This is a genomic window from Onishia taeanensis, from assembly GCF_013349955.1.
GTDB classification, from domain to species: Bacteria; Pseudomonadota; Gammaproteobacteria; order Pseudomonadales; family Halomonadaceae; genus Onishia; species Onishia taeanensis_B.
The window spans coordinates 135,366-155,412 of sequence record NZ_JABVXC010000011.1 but is presented as its reverse complement, the minus strand read 5'-3'; the positions used below and the strand labels follow the sequence as shown (position 1 = coordinate 155,412).

The following is a 20,047-nucleotide window of genomic DNA, read 5'->3' as shown; positions in this document are numbered from 1 at the left end:
TGAGGTGATGAAGGTATGGCAGATCAAGCACCCTGAGTTATTTACCAAGCGGGTGGTTAATCACACGGGACCCGACACCTAGGCCTGAAAGCCGCCGATACATCCAGGCCGGGTGGGATACGCGAGTTGCCTCTGGAATTGCCCGCCCTGACGGAGGCGGATTTTACCGGGTGTGCGCTACCCGAGGGTCAGCACCTGGAGGAGTATCTTGCCCGCCACCATGAGATACGGGCCCTATGGCAGCAGCACGTCGAAACCCTGCAGGCCCTACCAAGGGGCCTGATGCACGGCGACTTGAGCCTGACCAATTTCCGCGAGTGGGACGGGAAGCTGTTCTTGTTGGGCCTGGATGATGCCTGTGTCGGCCCGCTGGGTGGCGACCTCGCCTGGATGCTCTTCTATGCCGAGCGCATTGCCTGTCCGCAGAAGCGCCAGCGCCATAGGGAAAGGGCAATACGCCGCTACACCAGCGCCTGTCGTGAAATGGGGGCCTCGCTGGACGAAGCGCAGGTGTCTATCGCTGCGCGGGCGGTGTATTTCAAAAAGTGGCTCTTTCCGGGCTTGGGGACCCAGGCCAACCTCGAGGCGCTGGCGATACGCCAACGAGAGGCTCTGGCGTTTCTGGAAGCCCTGGACTGAGTGAAGCCACATCGACGAGAGGTGCTTCTTGCATAACTCACGCTTTGAAACCCTGCGCGAGCTGGAACGATTGCTGGTGTGGTTGGTGAATGGCCCGCTGGCCGTTGTCGTCAAGCCTCTGCTGCAGGGGCTGTTGTGGTGTCATGGGCGCGTCGAACGTATCCCTGCGCCACGCCTGCGGGCCCTGGGAAAGGGGCTGCAGTGGGATGTCACGGTGAGCGTGGTGCCCGAAGGGCAATGCCCGGGCATGTCAGAAGCGCTGGAGCTCGAGCGCAAGTTATGGGCGGGGCATGCTCGCTATGCCTTGCCATCGCTGGAACATCTGGCCCATTCGCCGGTCGGGTTGCCCCGGGTTCAGGCCTTTGCGGCATGGGTGGTGGGGCGTTGGTACCTGGCCGATGGTGACGATGGTGAACGCGCGCTGCAATACCTCATGCTGGCTCGCAGCCTGCACCCTGCCCGCCGCTGGCAGCCCGGGCAGGTGGTGCTGGAGTGTGAAGCCCTCCTTCGTCTTGAACGCTTGGACGAGGCCCGCGAACGGCTGGCCATCACGGCCGAGACCGTTGCGCCCTGCAGTGAGTGGTACCTGGCCAGCGCCAACCTGGTACGTGCCGAAGGTGGGGAGGATGGACGGCGCCTGGAGCTCTTGAACGCCATGTTGGTGCGATACGGGCTACAACCACTGGCATTGCGAGAAGCATGCGCGCCGTTACGGCTCGCCAACTTGGTCGGGGCCGAGGTCGCCCCCCTTCCTGTCGAACCTGCCGCCACGCACGCCTTGATCAGCGTGCTGATGCCGTGCTTTGGTTGCGCGGACACCGTCGAAACCGCGATTCGCGGCTTGCTGGCCCAGACCTGGCCCGCGCTGGAGATCGTGGCGGTGGATGACGCCAGCGATGATGCGACCTGGCCGGTGCTGAACCGCCTGGCGCAGGAGGATGCGAGGGTTCGCCCGGTGCGTCACGCAAGCAACCAGGGGGCCTATGCGGCAAGGTTGACGGCGCTTGAGCAGGCCCAGGGCGAGTTAATCACCGTGCACGATGCCGATGACTGGTCGCACCCGGAGAAGCTGGCGCTGCAGGCCAGGGCCCTACGGAAGGATCCGGCGCTCAAGGCGTGCATGAGCAGTTGGTGTCGGGTGGGGGAGGATCTCGTCGTACGCATGATCGGCGCTACACCGGGCAAGGGCTATCTGCGTGAGAATGAATCCTCGCTGATGTTTCGCCGCTCGCTGGTGGAGGAAATCGGCGCTTGGGATGGCGTGCGCGCCGGCGCGGATACCGAATACATCTGGCGCATCCGTGCGGCCTTTGGCCAGCAGGCCGTCGCCTTGGTTAAGCCAGAGGTGCCGCTTTCCTTTTCGTTGATGCATGACACTTCGCTGACCCGCACCGGGCGCACCCATGTCAGGACCATGTTCCATGGCTCGCGTCGCATCTACCGTGAGGCCCAGGCCTGGTGGCACCGCACCGCTGGCAGGGAGGCGTTCAGGGCGTTGCCCTGCGAGCCCGGCAGGCGGCCGTTCTTTGCGCCGCCCCAGCTGCTGGAGAAGGCGCCAGCCCCTGTCGAGGTTGATCTGGTGGTGGTGGCGGACTTGGGCGAGGCCTCGCCCGAGAAGGGCGCCGTGGAGGCGTCGATACGTCGGCAGGTAATGGCTAAGCGAGTGGCCGTGTTTCATTGGCGGCATTACGACTCGCCGGCCATGCAGCCGATCTGCGATCTCTACCAGGCCATGGCGGCCAACGGCACACTGACCATCATCGGCCCCCAGGACCGAGTAGTGACCGGGCAGGCCCGGGTGGTGGGCGCGCTCATGGCGCAACATCGTCTGGATGACTATCCCGCCTGGCAGTGCGAGCGCTTGGTAGTGGAGGCCGCCGGGCTGGAGGCGATGACTCAGGAGGCATTCATGGCGGCGGATGCACACTTGCATCAGGCGTTTGGTATTCGTCCGGATTGGCCCGAGCCTGGCTATCAGCGGCGTGAATGGTCAATCGGCCGGGAGGCTCAAGCATGACGAGCAGCGTGCCCAATGCATTGAAGTCACAGGCTTGCTGGTGGCTCGAGCAGTACGCCCACGCCGTGGCTCTTCGCCCGGCCCAGCAGCGGCCGGATGCACGGCAGCTCTGGGCCCTCTTCCGGCTGGGCATGTATTCGCGGGTGGCCGAAGCCGAGCCGCTGGACGGCCATTGGCGTGGTCAGTTTGCCCAGGCGGCATCGCTGGCGGCCTGCGGTGATACTGAGGCAGCGGGGAAAATGGCTGAGCGGCTGTTTGCTAGCCGGCGGCTGAGAAAGCGGGGGCCGGCGTTCCTGCAGGCGTTGGCGGCATTCTCGCCCGCGTTGGCGGAGCGCCATCGAGCGCAGGCCGACTTGCCCGAGTCGTCGTTACTGCCGACGGGGCTGTCGGTTCGCCTGGGGGACGACGACCAGGCCCGACATCGGTTGAGGGCTTGGCGTGCCGCCAATGCACATACGTCCCCCGAGTATCATCTGCTGGAGGGGCACCTGCATGCGGCAAGCCCCGGTAAGCAGCTTGCAGCGATGAATGGCTTTCTGGCTGCTCATGGTCTCGTTCCCATCGGATTACACGATCCAGATGCGCCGGCAGGGGTGATGAATCTGTGTGCCGCCAGTCGGTTGCCAGCCGCCGAGGGGCCGCTGGTCAGCGTCTTGATGACCACCTTTCGCTCCGGACCTCGTGCCGAGCAGGCGATTCGCTCTCTCCTGGCGCAGACGTACCGCAACCTCGAGATCATCGTGGTGGACGATGCCAGCACCGACGATACGCTGGCACGACTCGAGGCCATGGCCGAGCAGGACAGTCGCGTGCGTTGCCTGCAATTGCCGAGTAACGCCGGGACCTACGTGGCCAAGAGCATCGGTCTGCGCCACGCCCGGGGCGAGTTCGTGACCTGCCATGACTCCGATGACTGGTCGCACCCCGAGAAGATCGCTCGACAGGTACGCCCGTTGCTGGCTAAACCGAAGCTGGTGGCCACCACCTCGCAATGGGTGAGACTGCAGGACGACGGCCGTTACTATGTGCGCCAGGTGCTGCCCTTTACCCGCCTGAATCCTTCGTCACCACTTTTTCGCCGTCAACGTGTTCTGGATGCCATGGGCGCCTGGGATTGGGTGCGCACCGGAGCGGATAGCGAGTTCCTGGCTCGCTTGAAGCTCGTTTTCGGCCGAGGAGCCGTGAAACGGCTGGTGGAACCCCTGGCCTTCGGTGCACATCGGGATGATTCGTTGATGACGGCTAAAGAGACAGGACATCTGGATAATGCCGTGTCACCGGTTCGGCTGGCCTATTGGGAAGCCTGGAACGACTGGCATATCGCCGCGTTGCGCCTTGGCGATCCGCTGTATATGCCGCTGGACATGCTGGCAGATCGGCGCTTCGCGGCACCGGCAGAGATTCAGGTGGCTAACGCTTCGACTCGTCAGGCCTTGCGCTGAGCACAGCGGGAAAAATGTCCGGGCCGACTCAATGTCCACGACTAGTTCGATAGCACCACTTATAAAACAACAAGAACCTTTCATCAGTCAGATCGATCAGCATAGAGGCTTGAGTGCCGGATTCCATCGAATATTGTCAGGTTGAAACCTATCGAGTCAGCACCTCTGCAGAGGCGCAGCCGGACGAGTGGCGCTTTGCATCGGCTGGCCCGTCGTTCTTGAAGTTGCTGTTCGGCGAAGCCTATCGCCAGCGGCGGGTGCTGGCATCTGGGGTGAATTGGCAACGCGTGTTGTTCATCGCCGTCGATGGTGAGGTGGCGGGGTATCTGCAGTTCTTCCTGCGCGGCGAAGGGCCCCATCGTCCTTGTTTCGATGATGTCAGGGGTGAATTCGGTTGGTCGGCGATGTGGCGATATCCACTGTATTGTGGACTGATGCAGCGCTTCCGGCGGCCTGAGGCCTATGCTTATCGGCTGATTATCAAGGAGGCGTACCGTGGGCAAGGGCTGGGTCAGCAGCTGATGCGAGATTGGATAGCGATCTTGCAGGATGAACAAGTCGAGCAGGCCGAGCTGGACGTTTGGGGCGCCAACCAGGCGGCGATCAGGTTTTACTCCAGGCTCGGTTTCAGTGCTGTCAAAACACGGCGGTTGAAAGTGCTCGGGCGTTGGTTGCCGGATGGCGCCTTCGTGCGGATGGCACGACGGCTTGGCGAGACAGAGGCGCCATTCCGGCAGAGGGACAGTCGTTGATCGTCGATAAGGTGAGATCACTGGGGATGGCTCTGCTGCTATCGGGCTTAGTGGGGTGTGTATCCTCGCCGCGGCACTATTCGCAGATCGCGACGGACCTTGCGCCGCGTGAGGGCGTGTCGGTATCAATGCTTCAGGGTCGAGGGTTCGACCTGCTGGCTATTGAGCATCTAGCGGCCGGGCCTGGTGCGACGGTGTTCATCGAAGGTGACGGTCGTCCATGGCAGATCGGCGGTCGGCACGTCTCGCCGGATCCCACGCCGGGAAGTCCGTTACTGTTGCCGCAAATGCTGGCTTGGCCAGGCACGGCGCTGTACCTCGGGCGCCCCTGCTATTTTGGCCTTGGTCCTGAACAGCAGTGTAAGCCGGAGCTCTGGAGCTTCTCTCGCTATTCGCCTGAGGTGGTAGGGGCCATGCGTGAGGCGGCGGACGCCTGGCTCATGGGCTTGCCGGATATTGATGAGCTTACGCTGGTGGGCCACTCGGGAGGCGGTGTGCTGGCACTGCTTGTGGCGGAGGAGCTTACTGCGGTGGAGCATATCCGCGTGGTTGCGCTTTCAACCCCGGTCAGTCTTCAGCGCTGGACGGCGCTTCATGGCTATCAGCCGCTAGGTGGGTCCGTGGATCCCGCCAGGCGCGACGGGTGGCGCCAAGGCATCGAGCGACATTTCTTCTTTGGGGCACTCGACCGCAATGTGCCGGCGGCTCATTTCGTGCCGGTTGCCGAAGCTATTCCCGGCAGCAGGGTAACGGTTGAGGAGGGGGTGGGGCATCTCTGCTGTGAGCCTGAGGTGTGGCGACCCAGGCAACAATAACAATAACGGGAGCCCAAAGCTGGGCTCCCGCTGGAATCCGGGCCGCTGAGCAGCCCGGTAAATCGCATTACATGGTCACAGAGGAGTGATCAGGTGTGATCAGAACTGGTAGACCATGGCCGCTTGAACGGCTGTGTACTCGGTGTTGGTGGAGCCTACCGTGGTTCTGGCGGAGATATTGAATTGCATGTTTTGGCCGAGACGATGTGAGCCACCGATTTGCAGCTCGGTGCGGTTATCGTCATCTTCCAAGGTGTCGACGCTATCGTCGACGTCGCTGGTCACATCTTCGTAGTAAATCACGCTGCCGTAGATGCGGCCTAAGCCAAAGTCGTTGCTGAATTTGATGCCGGTGAAGGCTTCACCCAGTTCGATACCGTAGTCTTGTGTGGTGCCTAGGGTCTCGCCGTCCAGGTCATCCTTCATATAGGAGCCGCCGGCAGTAAGGCCGGTGTTGAAGTTGCCGTATGCTGGCAGGAAGTACGTGCCCGACAAACGTGCGCCGAAGCGGTCGCCATCCAGCTCGACTGCGTTGAAGCCGCTGCTGAATTGGCCTTCCAGGTCTTGGTAGAGCAGGATGCCGTCCAGCACAAGGCTATCGTCCAGCAGCGAGATGGCCCCGTAGGGAGCGAGGAAGTTGCCGCTCAAGTCGGCTTCGCCGCTGCTAGTGCCCTTGTTGGTGATCTCAACCTTGTTGTAACCGGCGGAAATACCCGTCAGCAGGTTACCGTGTTTCTGGTCAACGCCTACCAGAGCGGCCTTGGTGCTGCCGTCATAATCGGTGTTGCCCGTTTCACCCGAGATATCGCCGACTTCGCTTGAGACCCAGGCATTCAGCCCGTCTTGGCGACCGCGCATGGTGTTACCCGTATAGGCCAGGTCGCTGCTGGCACCGCCACCGCGGGGAGCGCCGAAGCGAGACTGCATGGCGTTGTCGATCTGTGTGCTGATGATGCCAAAGCTTTGCGCCATGAATTGCTTCTGGGCGCTACGCAGTGCCATGTCGGCGTTCAGGACGCCCAGTTTAGCGGCAATCGATTCAATTTCACTGGCGGACAGGCTGTTCAGGTCGCCGTCGATCAGCAGGTTGCCAGAACCATCACGCAGGCGGAACTGGGTATTGCCGTCGAAATCAGCCAGGGTAGTGCCTTCCGGCAGCTCGAAGGTGACGGGCTCACCGTTGAGCTTGGCATCGAAGGTGCTCGCAGAGTCTAGGCTGTCAGGAGACCCTTGAAACTCCACCGTGATGGGGCGCGAATCGACAACACCGGTCAGGTTGAAGTTAGCGACCTTATCTGAATTGTCGTAGGCGTCTATCAGGCTGGAACTGCTGGTGCCAACCTTCACTTGGTTGCCGTTAACCAGCAGCGTGCTGCTGTTATCCTGCAGAGTCTGACGCAACGTGCGTCCATCTAGCGTCTTGAGCTGCAGTTTAGACCCGTCGTCTAGGGTGATGGTGCCACTAGAGGCGTCCAGGTCAGACGAATCGGCGCTATCGGCGATCTCGCTAATCTTGGGGAGCGCCCCGCCTAGCCGGACCAGTTCGCTGAGGCTGAACGGCTCCGCTGCGGCCGAACCACAGGCAATGAGGCTTGATAAACCGATGGCGGTGGCCAGCTGCTTCTTGAACATATCCATTCCCTTGTTGCGTTTTTTTAGTGATCCTACCGGATGGTAATGTATGTTAGTAATATTTAAAATGATACTTTCATGACTATGTCTGATTTATCGGCTCATCCTGCGTCGACTTTAGGGCGTGAACGCATATCGTTGATGCCCTGTGCCAGGTAGCGTAAGAGGCCCTGGCCGGGCACCTATACGCTCCTGGCACCTATACGCTCCTGGCACCTATACGTTCCTGGTACCTACGCTACTAGTACCTATAGCGCTTGCATAAGGGCATCGAGAGTGCGGTCGACTTGCGCCTTGGTGTGGTCGCAGGACATAAAGAAACGCAGACGCGCACTTTTCTCGGGTACGGCAGGGTGCAGGATGGGCTGCACGTTGATGCCCTTGTCGAAGAGCGCATCGGAGACCCGGGCGGTGAGTACCGAGCTGCCCAGAATCACCGGCACTACCGCGATGCCGGTGCTGTGCCCGGTGTTCAGCCCCCTGGCCTGTGCTTGATGCAGGAAGTAGCCGGATACCTCTTGCAGCCGGGCAATTCGCTCAGGCTCTTCGCGCATCAGCCTAAGGGCTGCGAGAGACGGCGCGGCTACCTGAGCGGGCATGCCAACGCTGTAGAGGAAGCCTGGCGCGAAGTAGCGGAGCATGTCGATCAAGGCCGTGCAGCCGGCGATGTAGCCGCCGCAGCCGGCCAATGACTTGCTCAGCGTGCCCATCCAGATGTCGACGTCTTGGGAAGGCACGCCACTGTGCTCGCTAATGCCTAGCCCGTGCTTGCCCATCACACCGAAGGAGTGCGCCTCGTCGACCATCAGCCAGGCCTGATGGCGCCGCTTTATCTCGACGAAGCGCTCGAGGTCGGGGGAATCCCCATCCATGCTGTAGAGGCCTTCGATCACGATCAGCACGCGTTCGAACTGGCCGCGCTGACGTGTCAGTAGTTCATCCAGGGCGTCGGGATCGTTATGGCCAAAACTGATTCGCCGCGCACCGGACAGCTGTGCACCGACCAGGCTGCTGTTGTGGATGTATTCGTCGTGCAGCACCAGATCTCTTGGCCCAAGCAGGTAGCCCAGTGTCGAGACATTGGTGGCGTGACCGCTGACGAACACTACGGCGTCGTCGACGTCGTAGGCTTGGGCCAACGCCTGTTCAAGCTCCTGGTGAATGGGTCTTTCTCCGGAGACCGGGCGGCTTGCCGACACCGAACTGCCATAATGCTGCACGGCTTCGATGGCGGCTTGGTTGACTGCCGGGTGGCCGGAAAGCCCTAAGTAGTTGTAGCTGGCAAAGTTGATGCAGTCGCGTCCGTCGATACGAGTGGTGGCGCCGGCGCTGCCTTCGTGGACCTTGAAGAAGGGGTCGCGAATGCCGAGCTGTTGGCCACCAGCGCGCATCATGCATATCTGTTGATAGCCGGGGTGCTGGTCGAAGCGAGTGAAACGCTCGTCTACGCTGGCTGCCGGTTGGGCAGGCGCCACTTTTTCTTCGCCGGCAGCAGGTCTGACCTGTTGGCGTTGGCGGGCCTGATCAATCAAGCGCTGCTTGAGGGACGGGGTATCTTGGCTCATGCGTCCACCTCCTTGGTAGTGGATGTCGCATCCTCGACTCCGTGCTGCGCCTTGAGTGAAGCCAGCTGGGCCTGTTCATCCGTTTGCTCATCCGATTGTTCATGCTCCACGCCCTGAAGCTTGCGCATGAGGTACTCGGCTAGCTTGGCAAGGGTAGAGGCTTCACTGAGCACCATGACGGGAATCTGGATGCCCAGGCGGCCTTCCAGCGCTGTCATCAACTCAACGCCCATCAGTGAGTCGAAGCCCATATCGTAGACAGAGCGGTAGATATCCAGCTTTTCCTCTTCCACCAATAGAATCTTGGCCAGTTCCTTGCGCAGCAGCTCAATTAGGGTCTCGCGCAGTTCATCCGGACTAAGGCTTGCCAGTAACTGCTGAAGGTCGTCATCCCCCTCGCTGTCATCGCTGACGTCGGCATTGCGCGCGATGTCCCGATAGCGGGGGGCATCGGCCGTGGGCAGGAACCGGGCGAGAGCAGGCCAGTCGAGCTCCAGCACGCCCAGAGACCTCGCGTCATTGAGCAGCATCTGTTCCAGCACCTTGAGGGCATCCTCCGCGAGCAGGGCATGCCCACCCAGGCGCTCTTGCAGGGCATCGCGGGTGTCGGTATGGCGGGCCAGGAAGCCCACGTCTTCGATCGCGCCCCAGCGCACGCAGGTGGCCGCCAGCCCTTGGCGGCGGCGGGTGGCGGCAAGCTCTTCCAACCAATGATTGGCGGCGACGTAGCTGGCCTGGCCGGGGTTGCCGAACAGGGTGGTGGCCGAGGAATACAGCACAAAGAAGTCGAGGCTATCGTCGCGGGTCAGCAGGTCAAGATGGCGTGCACCGTCGATTTTGGGCGCCAGGGCGTTGGCAATGCGCTCTCCATCCAGGTTGCGGATCAAACCGTCGTCGATCACGGTGGCCGCATGCACGATGCCCTTGAGCGGGCCGAGCCGGTCACGGCAGGCAGCGAGCAAGTCCGCCAGTGTGGCCCGGTCGGTGACGTCGCAGGCGGCGGCATAGACGCGCACACCGCGCGCTTCCAGACGAGCAATGCCGTCCTGGGCCTCTTCGGTGGTGGGGCCGCGGCGGCCGATCAGGATTAGCTGACGCGCGCCTTTGTCGGCCAACCACTCGGCGGTTCTCAGGCCAAAGCCGCCCAGGCCGCCGGTAACCAGGTAGCTTGCCGATTCGCTAAGTTGCAGCGTGCCAACCGTTGCCTTGACCGGTTCGGCCGTCGGCGGCTGCTCGTAGGTGACCACGACCTTGCCGATTTGGCGCGCCTGCTGCATGTAGCGGAAAGCATCGATCACGCTATTGCTGTCAAAGGCAGTAAAAGGCAAGGGGCTCAGGGTGCTATCGGCGAACAGCGCCATCATCTCTTCGAACAGCGACTGGGTCAGGCGCGGTTTTTCGCGCATCAGCTGGTCGGAGTCGATGCCGAAGTAGCTCAGGTTGTTGCGGAAGGGGCGCAGGCCCACCTTGGTGTTTTCATAGAAGTCACGTTTACCGAGCTCCAGGAAGCGGCCGAAGGGGGCTAGCACGCGCAGGTTCTGATTGATGGCTTCGCCGGCCAGGGAGTTGAGTACCACGTCGACTCCGCGGCCGTCTTCGCTGTCGTGCAGGATGTCTTCGGCGAAGGTCAGCGAGCGAGAATCGTAGAGCCGGTGGATGCCCAGCAGCTCCATGAAGTCGCGCTTTTCTTCGCTGCCGACGGTGGCGTAGATTTCCGCTCCCAGCCAGCGGCCGATCTGAATCGCGGCCAAGCCGACGCCGCCGGCGGCCCCATGAATCAACAGCCGCTCGCCGGGTTCGAGCCGTGCAAGATGCTTGAGTGCGTAGTACACGGTAAAGAAGGTGGTCGGAATGGTGGCCGCCGCGGCGAAGCCGATTCCGTTGGGGATGGCCGCTAGTGCGTGGGTGTCGGCGATCAAGCGGTCGCTGAAGCTGGCCGGGCCGAAACCGACCACGGCATCCCCGGGCTGGAAGCGGCTGACGTTTGCGCCGGTGCGAACTACGCGGCCAGCGAACTCGAGCCCCAGGGTGGGCCCGGCAAAGCCGTGCTCGATGGCCTCATCGGACAGCAGCCCCAGGGCATACATCACGTCGCGGAAGTTGAGCCCGGTGGCCTCGACCTTCACTTCGACCTGGCCGTTACCCGGTGCGGGCAGGGCATGAGACTGCCAGCGCAGGTGGCGCAGCTGGCCGGGCAGTTCGAAGCCAAGGCTCAGCGCTTGATCATCCATCGTGACCGTCTGCTGCTCGGGAGCCGGTACCAGGCCCAGGCGAGGCACCCAGCGCTGGCCGTCGGCGTCCAGCACTATCTCGGTTGTTTCATCGTCCGGCTTGCTCAGCTCGTGTACTAGCGCGTCGAGCAGCGGGTCAGAAGATGCCGCGGCCATGGGGACGTCGAGCAGGCGCACGCTCCGCGTGCCAGCTTCGTTGCTGAGCGAGCGGCCAAAGCCCCAAAGGGCGGCGTCTTCTGCGACATGCTTGGTTTCTGCGACATGCTTGGTTGACGCTGCTTCATGCCGGGCATCATCGAGGCCGGCCCCGACATCATGGGTCAGGAGCCAGAGGGCGGCGGAATTCTCGCTGGCTTCAAGGCACTGGAGCCATTCCGTCGCCATGCGACAGCGCCGAGCTTGGTCTATGCTGGCAAGCCCTCGCAGGTCAATAACGGCATCAAAGGGGTCGCTCTCGATGAGGCTCGAAGGTGAAGCTTCATCGCTTTGGTGGTATTGGACCGGGTGGCCATTTGCCATCAGGCGCGTAGCGATGGCTTGCCCAAGTGCGGACTCGGCGTCGCCGCTGACAATCAGCCAGGCGCTAGGTTCGGCGCTAGGTTCAGCCTCGCTTGCTGACTTGCCGGGCCATTCTGCCACCACGGCCTGAACGCCATTGTCAGCGACTTCTAATGCCTGAAGCTCGATCTGGGTAAAGCCTGCCGAGGCCAGCAGTGCCTTGGCTTGCGTTGGCGAGCAGGGCGCCTGGCTCTCTTTATGCTGTGCCAATGTCAGCAGTTGTTGCCAGTTCGAACTGGCCGTGCCTACCAGCATGATGCGGGCGCTTGGCGCCAGTTGGTCTGTTAGCTGATCCATCAGGTGACGGACGTTGTCGAGGCCACTGTCTAGGCTTATTAGGGCGATCTGCGCGTTGGTATGCCGAGTGGCTGGCTGGTCAAGGCTTGAGTAGTCAAGCTGGGGATAGCGCTCAGCCAGCGTTTCGGCCGCTGAATGGGCGGCTGGGCTTAGGCCCAGGAAGTGATAATCGCAACGGTCGCTGTCGAGCAGGGGTAGCAGGCGAGCGGCGAGCCTTGGCGAGACGGCTGAGGCTTCCAACAGGCCGAGTCGGCCACCGCTGGGTAATGCTTCGAGCATAGCCTTGCACTGGCTAGACAGATACGCAGCGAGTGCGTGCCAGCCATCATCGCCAATCGCTTGGTGAATCAGCTGGCTGGCGAGCGCTTCAGGCAAGGCCAGCGACTCGAGGTCGCGAGACTCATCGAGCAGGGCCGGTAAGTGCCGGCCGACGCGTCCCACCCGGTGTGTCAGGGCCGTGCGTTCCGGGTAGTCTCGAATCAGCAGATTCCAGATCGTCGCCGCATCGACGTCGAATTCGGTCTCGGCAAGCTGCCAGCCCTCGGCGCTTTCGTCAGCCAGGCCGTTGTCGGTAGCCAGTTGCAGCAAAGCTTCTGCCAACTGCCGAACATCAGGCGCCTGCTGCTCAAGCCACCAGCGTGCCAGGTGTCGTTGAGGATCGGCCAGAGGAGCAAGCGCCTCGCTGGTGAAGGCCAGTACCAGGCTATCGAGCAGCGGTTCCACTTCGCTGGCATAGTGTGAGCCCGTGTGCGACCGGTACGCTGCGGCCAGGGCTTGGCACATCTGAGGCGCTGAAGTGTCGAATGCAGACGCATCGGATGAAGACGCATCGAGTGGCGCCGGTATGGGCTTGCGCGGTGCGGCGACCAGGCGGTGATCCAGGAAGCTCAGGCGCTGGCTGGCCTGTCGTTTGAGGCGAACGGCTTTGAAGCGGGCTTCTTGCACGACGGCAATGGCTTGGCCTTGGTCATCGAATATGGCCACATCGGCACACAGAGAGTGCGGCGCACGGCTTGTCAGGCGCACCTGCACCAGAGCCGGGATACGATCACCAACCTCGACCTGTATGCGTTCCAGGCGCACCGGCACATAGGCGAGGCCGTCGGCCACCTGCATTTCGCGGGCAAGCCGTGGAATGAATAGCTGGAAGGCACTATCGAGGATGCCGGGGTGCAGCAGGCAGGCACTCTGGCTGTCGTCAAATGTTGCTCGGATGGCATCGGGCAAATCGATGACGCCGATGATGTCATCACCTTCCACCCAGCCGTGGCCGATCGCCTGGAAGGCTGGGCCGTACTCGAGGCCGATGCGGCTCGCCATGGCCAGATGGGCGTCGCGGTCGAAGTCTGGGACGCGGTCAGGTATCGATGGCGCTTGGCGCGTTAACGATAGCCCATGACTCTGGCTTAACAGGCGAGCGCTGGCATGCAGGTTCCAAGGATCATCGCTGGCGGGCTCGCGGCTTTGCATGCGGATCGTGCCGTCGGCTTCATCCATGCACAGGCGCATGCGCTTGCCGTTCGGGCCATCGAGCAGCAGCGGGCTGTGGATCTCGAGTGACTCGATGTCGATTAGCGGTTGTGCCTTGTGGGAATGCGCGGCTGCCAGGGCCAGTTCTGCGTAGCCGGCTCCGGGGAAGACGATGCCATCGCCGACCCGGTGGTCGGCCAACCAGGGCAGCCGTTTAGCGTCCAGCTGGCTTTCCCAGGTTAGCACCTGCTGGGCCAGGCGATAGCCCAGCAGCGGGTGCTCATAATGGCGCGACATCAGGCCCTGGGAGTCACCAGTAGGGCGATACCAGTAGGGTTCGTGTTGCCACGCGTAGTGTGGCAGGTCGATATGGCGCCCGGTGACCGGAAACCAGGTGTCCATGGCTATCGGCACGCCCGACAGCAGTACCTTGCTCAGGCACTGGTTCATGGCGAGCGTGTCGCCCTGGTCTCTGACGATGCTGGAAATCACCGTGCCTGCATGGCCCATGTCCTTCAACACATCATCGATGTAGCGGCGCAAAATCGGGTGGGCACCGATCTCGATGAAAGTATTGCCCCCATCATGGATGGCATCGGTAATAGCCGATTCGAACAGCACGGGCCGACGAATGTTGTGCCACCAGTAGAGGCCATCCAGCGGGGTGTCGGTAATCTGGTTACCGGTCACTGTCGAGATGAAGGGGATAGTGGCGACACGCGGGGTGATGTCGGCCAGCGCCTCGGTGACCTTGCCTTTGATGGGATCCATGGCCGGGCTATGGAAGGCATAGTCCAGCGGCAGTCGCTTGACGAAGATGCGCTGTTCTTCGAGCGCCGCTTCGAGGGCCGCCAAGTCATCGGGTGAGCCCGCGAGCGTAACCCCTCGTGGGCTGTTGATGCCCGCCAGCACAATGCCGTCGAAACGTGCATCGTCTAACCAGGGTTGAATCTCGGCGGCGCCGAGGCCGACCGCGGTCATTTCCCCGCTGCCCTGGGTGTGTCCCTGGTAGGTGCTGCGGTAATAGATGACCTTGACGGCATCCTGGAGCGTCAGGGCGCCGCTGGCCCAGGCGGCCGCGACTTCGCCGACGCTATGGCCGGTGACCTTTGTCGGCCTGATGCCGTGGTCTTCCAGCATCCGAGTGACCCCGACTTGCAATGCAAATAGGGCCGGCTGGGCGATTTCGGTTCGCGCCAGGCGCTCATCGCCATTGCGCCCTTCGAGCTCTGCCCGTAGCGAGAAATCGGCGTATCGCAGAAACTCTCGGTCTACTTCATCTACGGCGGTGGCGAACACGGGGGAACTGCTGAGCAGCTCCTTGCCCATGGTTTCCCACTGGCAGCCATTGCCGGTATATACAAACACGGGGCCTTGTGCCGCGGGCACGCGCTGACCTGTGGTCACGGCATCGGGCATGTCGCCTGCGGCGAACTGGGCGAGCGCACTGGCTGCCTCGGCTGCGTTGTCGCTGAACAGTAGGGCGCCATTGCGATGGTGCTCTCGCCGATGGAGCAGGCCATAGGCCAGGTCGTAGAGTGAAGTCTCACTCTTGCTGAGCTGGTCACTCAGTGCCTGGGCCTGCTGGCGCAGTGCATCGTCGTCGCGAGCCGACAACCTTAGCGGTAGCGGCATGGGGGCTGTGGGGTTCGGCCTGCTGGCGCTTGCGGAGGTACTGGTGTGGCTTTCCAGAATGACGTGGGCGTTGGCGCCACCGAAGCCGAAAGAATTGATGCCGATGACCAGTCGACCCTCGGGGCTCAGTTCGCGGGCCTGGGTGACGATATCCAGGTTCCAGCCGTCGGCGTCGATGCGAGGGTTTAGGGTCTTGATACCGATGGTGGCCGGCACTTCGCGATGGCGAATGACCTGGAGTGCCTTGGCCATGCCGGCAACGCCTGAGGCGGTTTCCAGGTGACCAAGGTTGCTCTTGACCGAGCCAATGGGCAGCGGGCGACTGCGTTTCTGGCCTAGTGCAGCGCCGATGGCTCGGGTCTCGATCGGGTCGCCGACGGCGGTACCGGTCCCATGTGCCTCGACGTAGTCGAGGTCGTCGGGCGTCATTCCCGCCTGGGCGAGTGTGGCCGTCATCAGGGCAACCTGTGCATCGGGGTTGGGCACGGTCAGCCCCGACTTGTGGCCGTCTGTATTGATGCCGCTGGCGGCCACCACCGCCAGGATGCGATCACCATCGCGCACGGCTTTTTCATGGTCCTTGAGCATGAATATGCCGCCGCCCTCTGAGCGCACATAGCCGTCGCCATTGGCGTCAAATACTTGGCAGCGGCCGTTCGGCGATAGCATGCTGGCTTTGGAGAAGACCACGAAGCCATAGGGGTGCAGGTGCAAGCTGATGCCACCCGCCAGGGCCATGTCGGTTTCACCGCTGCGTATCGATTGGCACGCCTGGTGGAAGGCGACCAGGGATGACGAGCAGGCCGTATCCAAGGACATGCTGGGCCCCTGGAGGTTGAACACATACGAAATGCGATTCGAGGCAATGCTTGCGGTGTTGCCGGTAGCCGAGGATGTGTCGATGGCCGACATGTCATCAGCCATGCGATACGAGTAGTCGGCGGAGGCTACGCCCATGAAGACACCGCACTGGCTGCCACGTAGCGACTCTGGAGGAATGCCGGCGTCTTCCATGGCTTCCCAGCTCATTTCCAGCAGCAGACGCTGTTGGGGGTCCATGCTGGTGGCTTCACGGGGTGATATGCCGAAGAAGCTGGCATCGAACCCAGAGACATCGCCTAGGCTGCCCGCAGCGAAGGTGTAACTGGTACCGGGGTGCTTCTTATCGGGATGCAGGAAAGCGTCTTTCCCCCAGCGATCTGAGGCGACTGACGTTACCAGGTCTTTTTCTTCCTTGAGCGCTTCCCAGAAATTCTCGGCGCTGGTGGTGCCGGGAAAACGGTGAGCGGCGCCGATGATGGCAACGCGCTTGGTCATTGGTGCTCCCTGTCCTTGTCTAGCTCTTTATATGCCGCGTTGGTGCCGCTGCGTGACGTTGATGTGGCACTTTTCAGCACAACTTCATCCAGCACAACGTCAATCAGCAAGGGGCCTAACTGTTCGATATCGATTATTGCGTGGTCATGTTGGTCGGTAGTCCCTGTCTGGCTTGGTGTCCCTTTACGCTGTGTTGTCGACCACAGCAGGTAGTCTGTCAGGCCATTGGGGGCGCCGAGACGTGCATAAACTTCCGGCATGATGGGGACATGATCACCGTACCAGCACAACACGCCCTCGCGGCTCGTCGCCGACAGCGTGTTGGCAAGCGACGCCAGCATGTCATCGGCGTTATGCAGGTGCCGCAAATACACCGATAGTTCCTCGCAGCCAGGCTCGGGCGGTGCGGTATGCCAGCGCTCGGTATCCGCCTCACTGGCTGATTCGAGATTCAGAGGACCATGGTTCTCCATGGTGATCGCAAAGATGAATAGCGGGCGCGTGTTTTCCTCTTCACACAAGTCCGCTATCTTGCTGGCGACCGCCTTGTCGCCAATATATTGTCCATCTTTTTGGGACGAATTGAAGGCATGGATATCGATGAATTCATCAAACCCCAGCTGGGGAAACACCTTGTCACGAAGGTAAAAACTGGCGGGGTAGGGGTGAATGCAGACTGTACGATAGCCCATGGCCTTGAGTACACCGGCCAGGTTGGTCAGCGGTTGTCTGTTCATCTGGTGATAGGGGTTGAAGCGATGTACACCGAGTGCCTCGGGATAAAGGCCCGTCAGGAAGCCGCACTCTGTGCGCACCGTGTTAGCCCCCCAGGCCGGCACACGCAGTCGCCCTGCCGACAATGCCTCATCGGCAATGCGGTCAAAGCTAGCCAGTATCTCGCGGGCAATGTTGGGCGCCCAGTCGCGGGGGTCGAAGAAGGATTCGCTCTGTATGGCCACAACATGAGGCAGTTGCCCAGTCGGGCCAGGGGGCTTTTCTGAGTGCCGGGTAAAAGGTGAGCGCTTTGCGGCTTCGGGGAAAGGCTGTCGCGCCAGTAGCCCATAGGCCCATAAATAAGTGGTCAGTCCAAGACCCTTCAGATCGCGCTCAGGATCGAGCGAACAGGAAGGCAAGCGAAGTAGCCCCCAGCCTAGCGTGACGATCGATGCCATTGCCAAAGGCAAGATGACGGCCGCTAGGCTCAGTGCCCCATAACGCGAGATCAGCGAGGGCTCGAGCAGCAAACCGGTGGTGATCGCCGCCAGACTTGCCAGGGTCGCCGCAATGGTCAGTCCGATGCCGAAGAAGGGGATATATAGCCTGGGGTGGCGAATTGCGTCGGTGAAGTACTCGAAGTCCTGGCAAAGGAAGGGCTCGCGCAGCGACAGGTACTTGGTGTTATTGACTTGAACGACCAGCAAGTGAAGAGACGTCATAATCGCCATGGCAAACCACGGGCGCTGCACCAGCGTTGTCCAAAAAGCGAACTGAATGCCCCAGCTACCCAGCTCGACACACCAGGTGATAAAAGCGCGGCGCCAGAAGGGACGAGGCATGGGGCGTAGCATGCCATCCAATAGGCGCCCGGCCACCAGGCCGAGCAGTGCGGGTAGCCACAATGCCTGGAGCACATTGACAGAAGAGGCAAATAGAGGCGAGGCAAATAGAGAGGAGGCCAAGGTCACGCCGAATTGCCTCCATAGCCGAGCCACGATAGAACACGTTGAGATATACCCGCCGGCAACACGGCCAACCACCAGCACCCAAGGTTAAGCGGAAAGGGGAAGCTGATGCGTGCCTGGTTACGCTCAATGCCGCGGGCTATGCAACGTGCGGCACGGGCGGGTTGCCAGAGAAAGGGCTTGGGGCCAGGCATGTCATGACACATTTTCGAGCTGACATAGCCGGGCATGACGACCGTGACGCCCACACCGCTTGTGGCCAACCAGCCGCGCAGTGCTTCGCCATAGGCTTTAATGCCAGCTTTGCTGGCGCTGTAGCTGGGCGTCAGTGCCAGGCCGTGGTAAGCGGCAAGTGAGCTCATCACCACCAGTTGGCCACTGCCTCGAACGCGCATGCGCTTGCCCAGGTGGTTGAGCATGGCCATGGGGACTTTCAGGTTGATGTCCAGCAGGTCGCTGACAGCTTCCCAGGACTCTCCCTCGCCATGCTCGCCGATGTCTGTATTCATGCCGGCATTGGCGATGACCAGATCGGGGGGGGTGGGGTCGCAAAGACCCTCTAACCAGGAGAACAGCGTCTGCTCATTGCACAGGTCTATCTCATGGGTCCTCACCTCGGCGCCTTGCGCTCGGCATTGCTGGGCAATGTCCTGCAGGATGTCCTGGCGTCGCCCGTGGAGAATCAGCTGGGTACCGGGTGCGGCATAAGTTCGAGCTAGTGCCGCTCCGATGGCCCCCGTGGCGCCGGTGATCAGGACGCGATGGGGGGAGTGGCGTTCGTCTGGCATAGCAGGTGCTCGAGTGGTGAGTATTCAGCGGTCAGTACGTGCATGGCGTTATCCACCGCAATCTCGATCGCGGGTCGGCTGTAGAAGCCCCCATTGATCTGTAGGCAGTGAATGATGGTGCGCCGAAAATTCATGAATAATTGCCGGTCAGGAGGGCTAGGCGCTTTCCAGAAGCCATCCAGAGAGCCTTGATGCGTCAGGCCGGCAAAGTGATAGATAGGATCGGCGAGGGCGAGCGTGGGGCAGCCCAGTTCGAGGGCCACATTGCCGACGGTACTGTTAACGGTAACCGTGCCGGCCGCGCGGCGAACGATCGCCTCGAGATTGCCGGATTCCAGGTATACCACCCGGTCGCCTAGCTCATGTTCTTGGGCGAGTCGCTGGATAAGGGTGCCGTAGCGAGACAGTCCCATGTCGAGGGGGTGATTCTTGATCAACAGCCGGGCATCTGGTGGCGCGTGTTGGGCAAACGAGGCAATCACGCGTGCGATCACCTCGTTCATGTTGGTAAACGCCGAGTGATGCTGTATCTGGGCATCTCCGCTGAGCTGCAGGGGCAGCAAGTAGAAGGGCTTGTCGGATTGCAATACTGCGTCAATTCGCTTGGCATCGCGGTGCTTTAGCCACTTGAGCCGTGAAAAGCGCAAGGCGTAGCTGGCGTACTCCAATGGAGCCGAGACTGGGGCATGGGTACGATAGTGGGGGTAGGCGACAGGGTTGATGACGTTGCCCAGGTGATAAGCCACATCGTGCAACGCTCGCGCCCTGAAGGGGTTGGGAAATCGCTTGGGCTTGGGCGCTTGAGGCAGGTGTGGGCCGATCTCGCGATACCAGTCAGGATCACGGGGTAATAGAGAGTGGGCGTTGACCCCTTCACGTTCGAGTGTCACCCAGAACGGGCGGAAATACCCTTCCTCGAAGACATGATTGCGAATGCCAAGGCGTCGGGCTTCTTCGACCATCTCGCGGTGTACCGGCCTGCAGTCGCCGAACACGATTTGATCGGTGATGCCGTGACGCTGCCAAATGGATGCAATGAAGCTCGGTAGCTCGTCGAGCCGTCCCCGATATTCATAGGCTGGCCCGCGCCAATAGAGGCGATCGCCACCCGTGAAGTTCACCTTGACGACAAGATGGCCAGCGGCGCGCAGCCGTTTAGCCAATCGGTCGAAGAAGGGGGAGCATACCCCTTGAAGCAATAGAAACG

Annotated in this window: 10 protein-coding genes and 1 pseudogene; 5 read left to right on the top strand and 6 right to left on the bottom strand. The window is 61.6% G+C overall.

All coding sequences use genetic code 11. The features are described from left to right. Positions 1–126: 126 nt before the first annotated feature. The 5 genes and pseudogenes from HUS66_RS18130 to HUS66_RS13335 all read left to right on the top strand — a co-directional run. Positions 127–402: pseudogene (locus tag HUS66_RS18130) on the top strand (phosphotransferase); the annotation flags it as partial. Positions 403–667: 265 nt separating this feature from the next. Beyond that, positions 668–2,656 carry a glycosyltransferase family 2 protein gene (locus tag HUS66_RS13350; RefSeq protein ID WP_175071389.1) on the top strand — a complete coding sequence of 663 codons (1,989 nt, stop codon included), beginning with the start codon at positions 668–670 and terminating at the stop codon, positions 2,654–2,656. Continuing rightward, positions 2,653–4,098 (top strand): glycosyltransferase family 2 protein, encoded by a 1,446-nt coding sequence (locus HUS66_RS13345; RefSeq protein WP_175071388.1) that lies wholly within the window; start codon positions 2,653–2,655, stop codon positions 4,096–4,098. The genes HUS66_RS13350 and HUS66_RS13345 overlap by 4 nt, the downstream gene beginning before the upstream one ends. 113 nt (positions 4,099–4,211) lie before the next feature. Continuing rightward, positions 4,212–4,850 carry a GNAT family N-acetyltransferase gene (locus HUS66_RS13340; protein ID WP_175071387.1) on the top strand — a complete coding sequence of 213 codons (639 nt, stop codon included), beginning with the start codon at positions 4,212–4,214 and terminating at the stop codon, positions 4,848–4,850. Positions 4,851–4,978: 128 nt separating this feature from the next. Next, positions 4,979–5,665, top strand: a complete 687-nt coding sequence (locus HUS66_RS13335) for an alpha/beta fold hydrolase (protein ID WP_175071386.1) — start codon at positions 4,979–4,981, stop codon at positions 5,663–5,665. A gap of 99 nt (positions 5,666–5,764) precedes the next feature. Here the strand turns inward: HUS66_RS13335 and HUS66_RS13330 are convergent, their stop codons facing one another. The 6 genes from HUS66_RS13330 to HUS66_RS13305 all read right to left on the bottom strand — a co-directional run bounded on the left by HUS66_RS13330 (position 5,765) and on the right by HUS66_RS13305 (position 20,039). Beyond that, the gene (locus tag HUS66_RS13330; RefSeq protein ID WP_175071385.1) at positions 5,765–7,297 is read right to left on the bottom strand and encodes a hypothetical protein; all 1,533 of its coding nucleotides are present in this window, start codon (positions 7,295–7,297) and stop codon (positions 5,765–5,767) included. Between the two features lie 248 nt (positions 7,298–7,545). Further along, positions 7,546–8,862 (bottom strand): aminotransferase class I/II-fold pyridoxal phosphate-dependent enzyme, encoded by a 1,317-nt coding sequence (locus HUS66_RS13325; RefSeq protein WP_175071384.1) that lies wholly within the window; start codon positions 8,860–8,862, stop codon positions 7,546–7,548. Next, positions 8,859–16,370, bottom strand: coding sequence for a type I polyketide synthase (locus HUS66_RS13320; RefSeq protein WP_175071383.1), 7,512 nt, complete (start codon positions 16,368–16,370; stop codon positions 8,859–8,861). The genes HUS66_RS13325 and HUS66_RS13320 overlap by 4 nt, the downstream gene beginning before the upstream one ends. Next, the gene (locus HUS66_RS13315; protein ID WP_175071382.1) at positions 16,367–18,055 is read right to left on the bottom strand and encodes an LTA synthase family protein; all 1,689 of its coding nucleotides are present in this window, start codon (positions 18,053–18,055) and stop codon (positions 16,367–16,369) included. Before HUS66_RS13315 ends, HUS66_RS13320 begins: the two co-directional genes overlap by 4 nt. Continuing rightward, the gene (locus HUS66_RS13310) at positions 18,052–18,840 is read right to left on the bottom strand and encodes an SDR family NAD(P)-dependent oxidoreductase (RefSeq protein ID WP_175071381.1); all 789 of its coding nucleotides are present in this window, start codon (positions 18,838–18,840) and stop codon (positions 18,052–18,054) included. The genes HUS66_RS13315 and HUS66_RS13310 overlap by 4 nt, the downstream gene beginning before the upstream one ends. Next, positions 18,804–20,039 carry a capsule biosynthesis protein gene (locus HUS66_RS13305; RefSeq protein WP_254628831.1) on the bottom strand — a complete coding sequence of 412 codons (1,236 nt, stop codon included), beginning with the start codon at positions 20,037–20,039 and terminating at the stop codon, positions 18,804–18,806. Before HUS66_RS13305 ends, HUS66_RS13310 begins: the two co-directional genes overlap by 37 nt. Between the last annotated feature and the right edge of the window lie 8 nt (positions 20,040–20,047).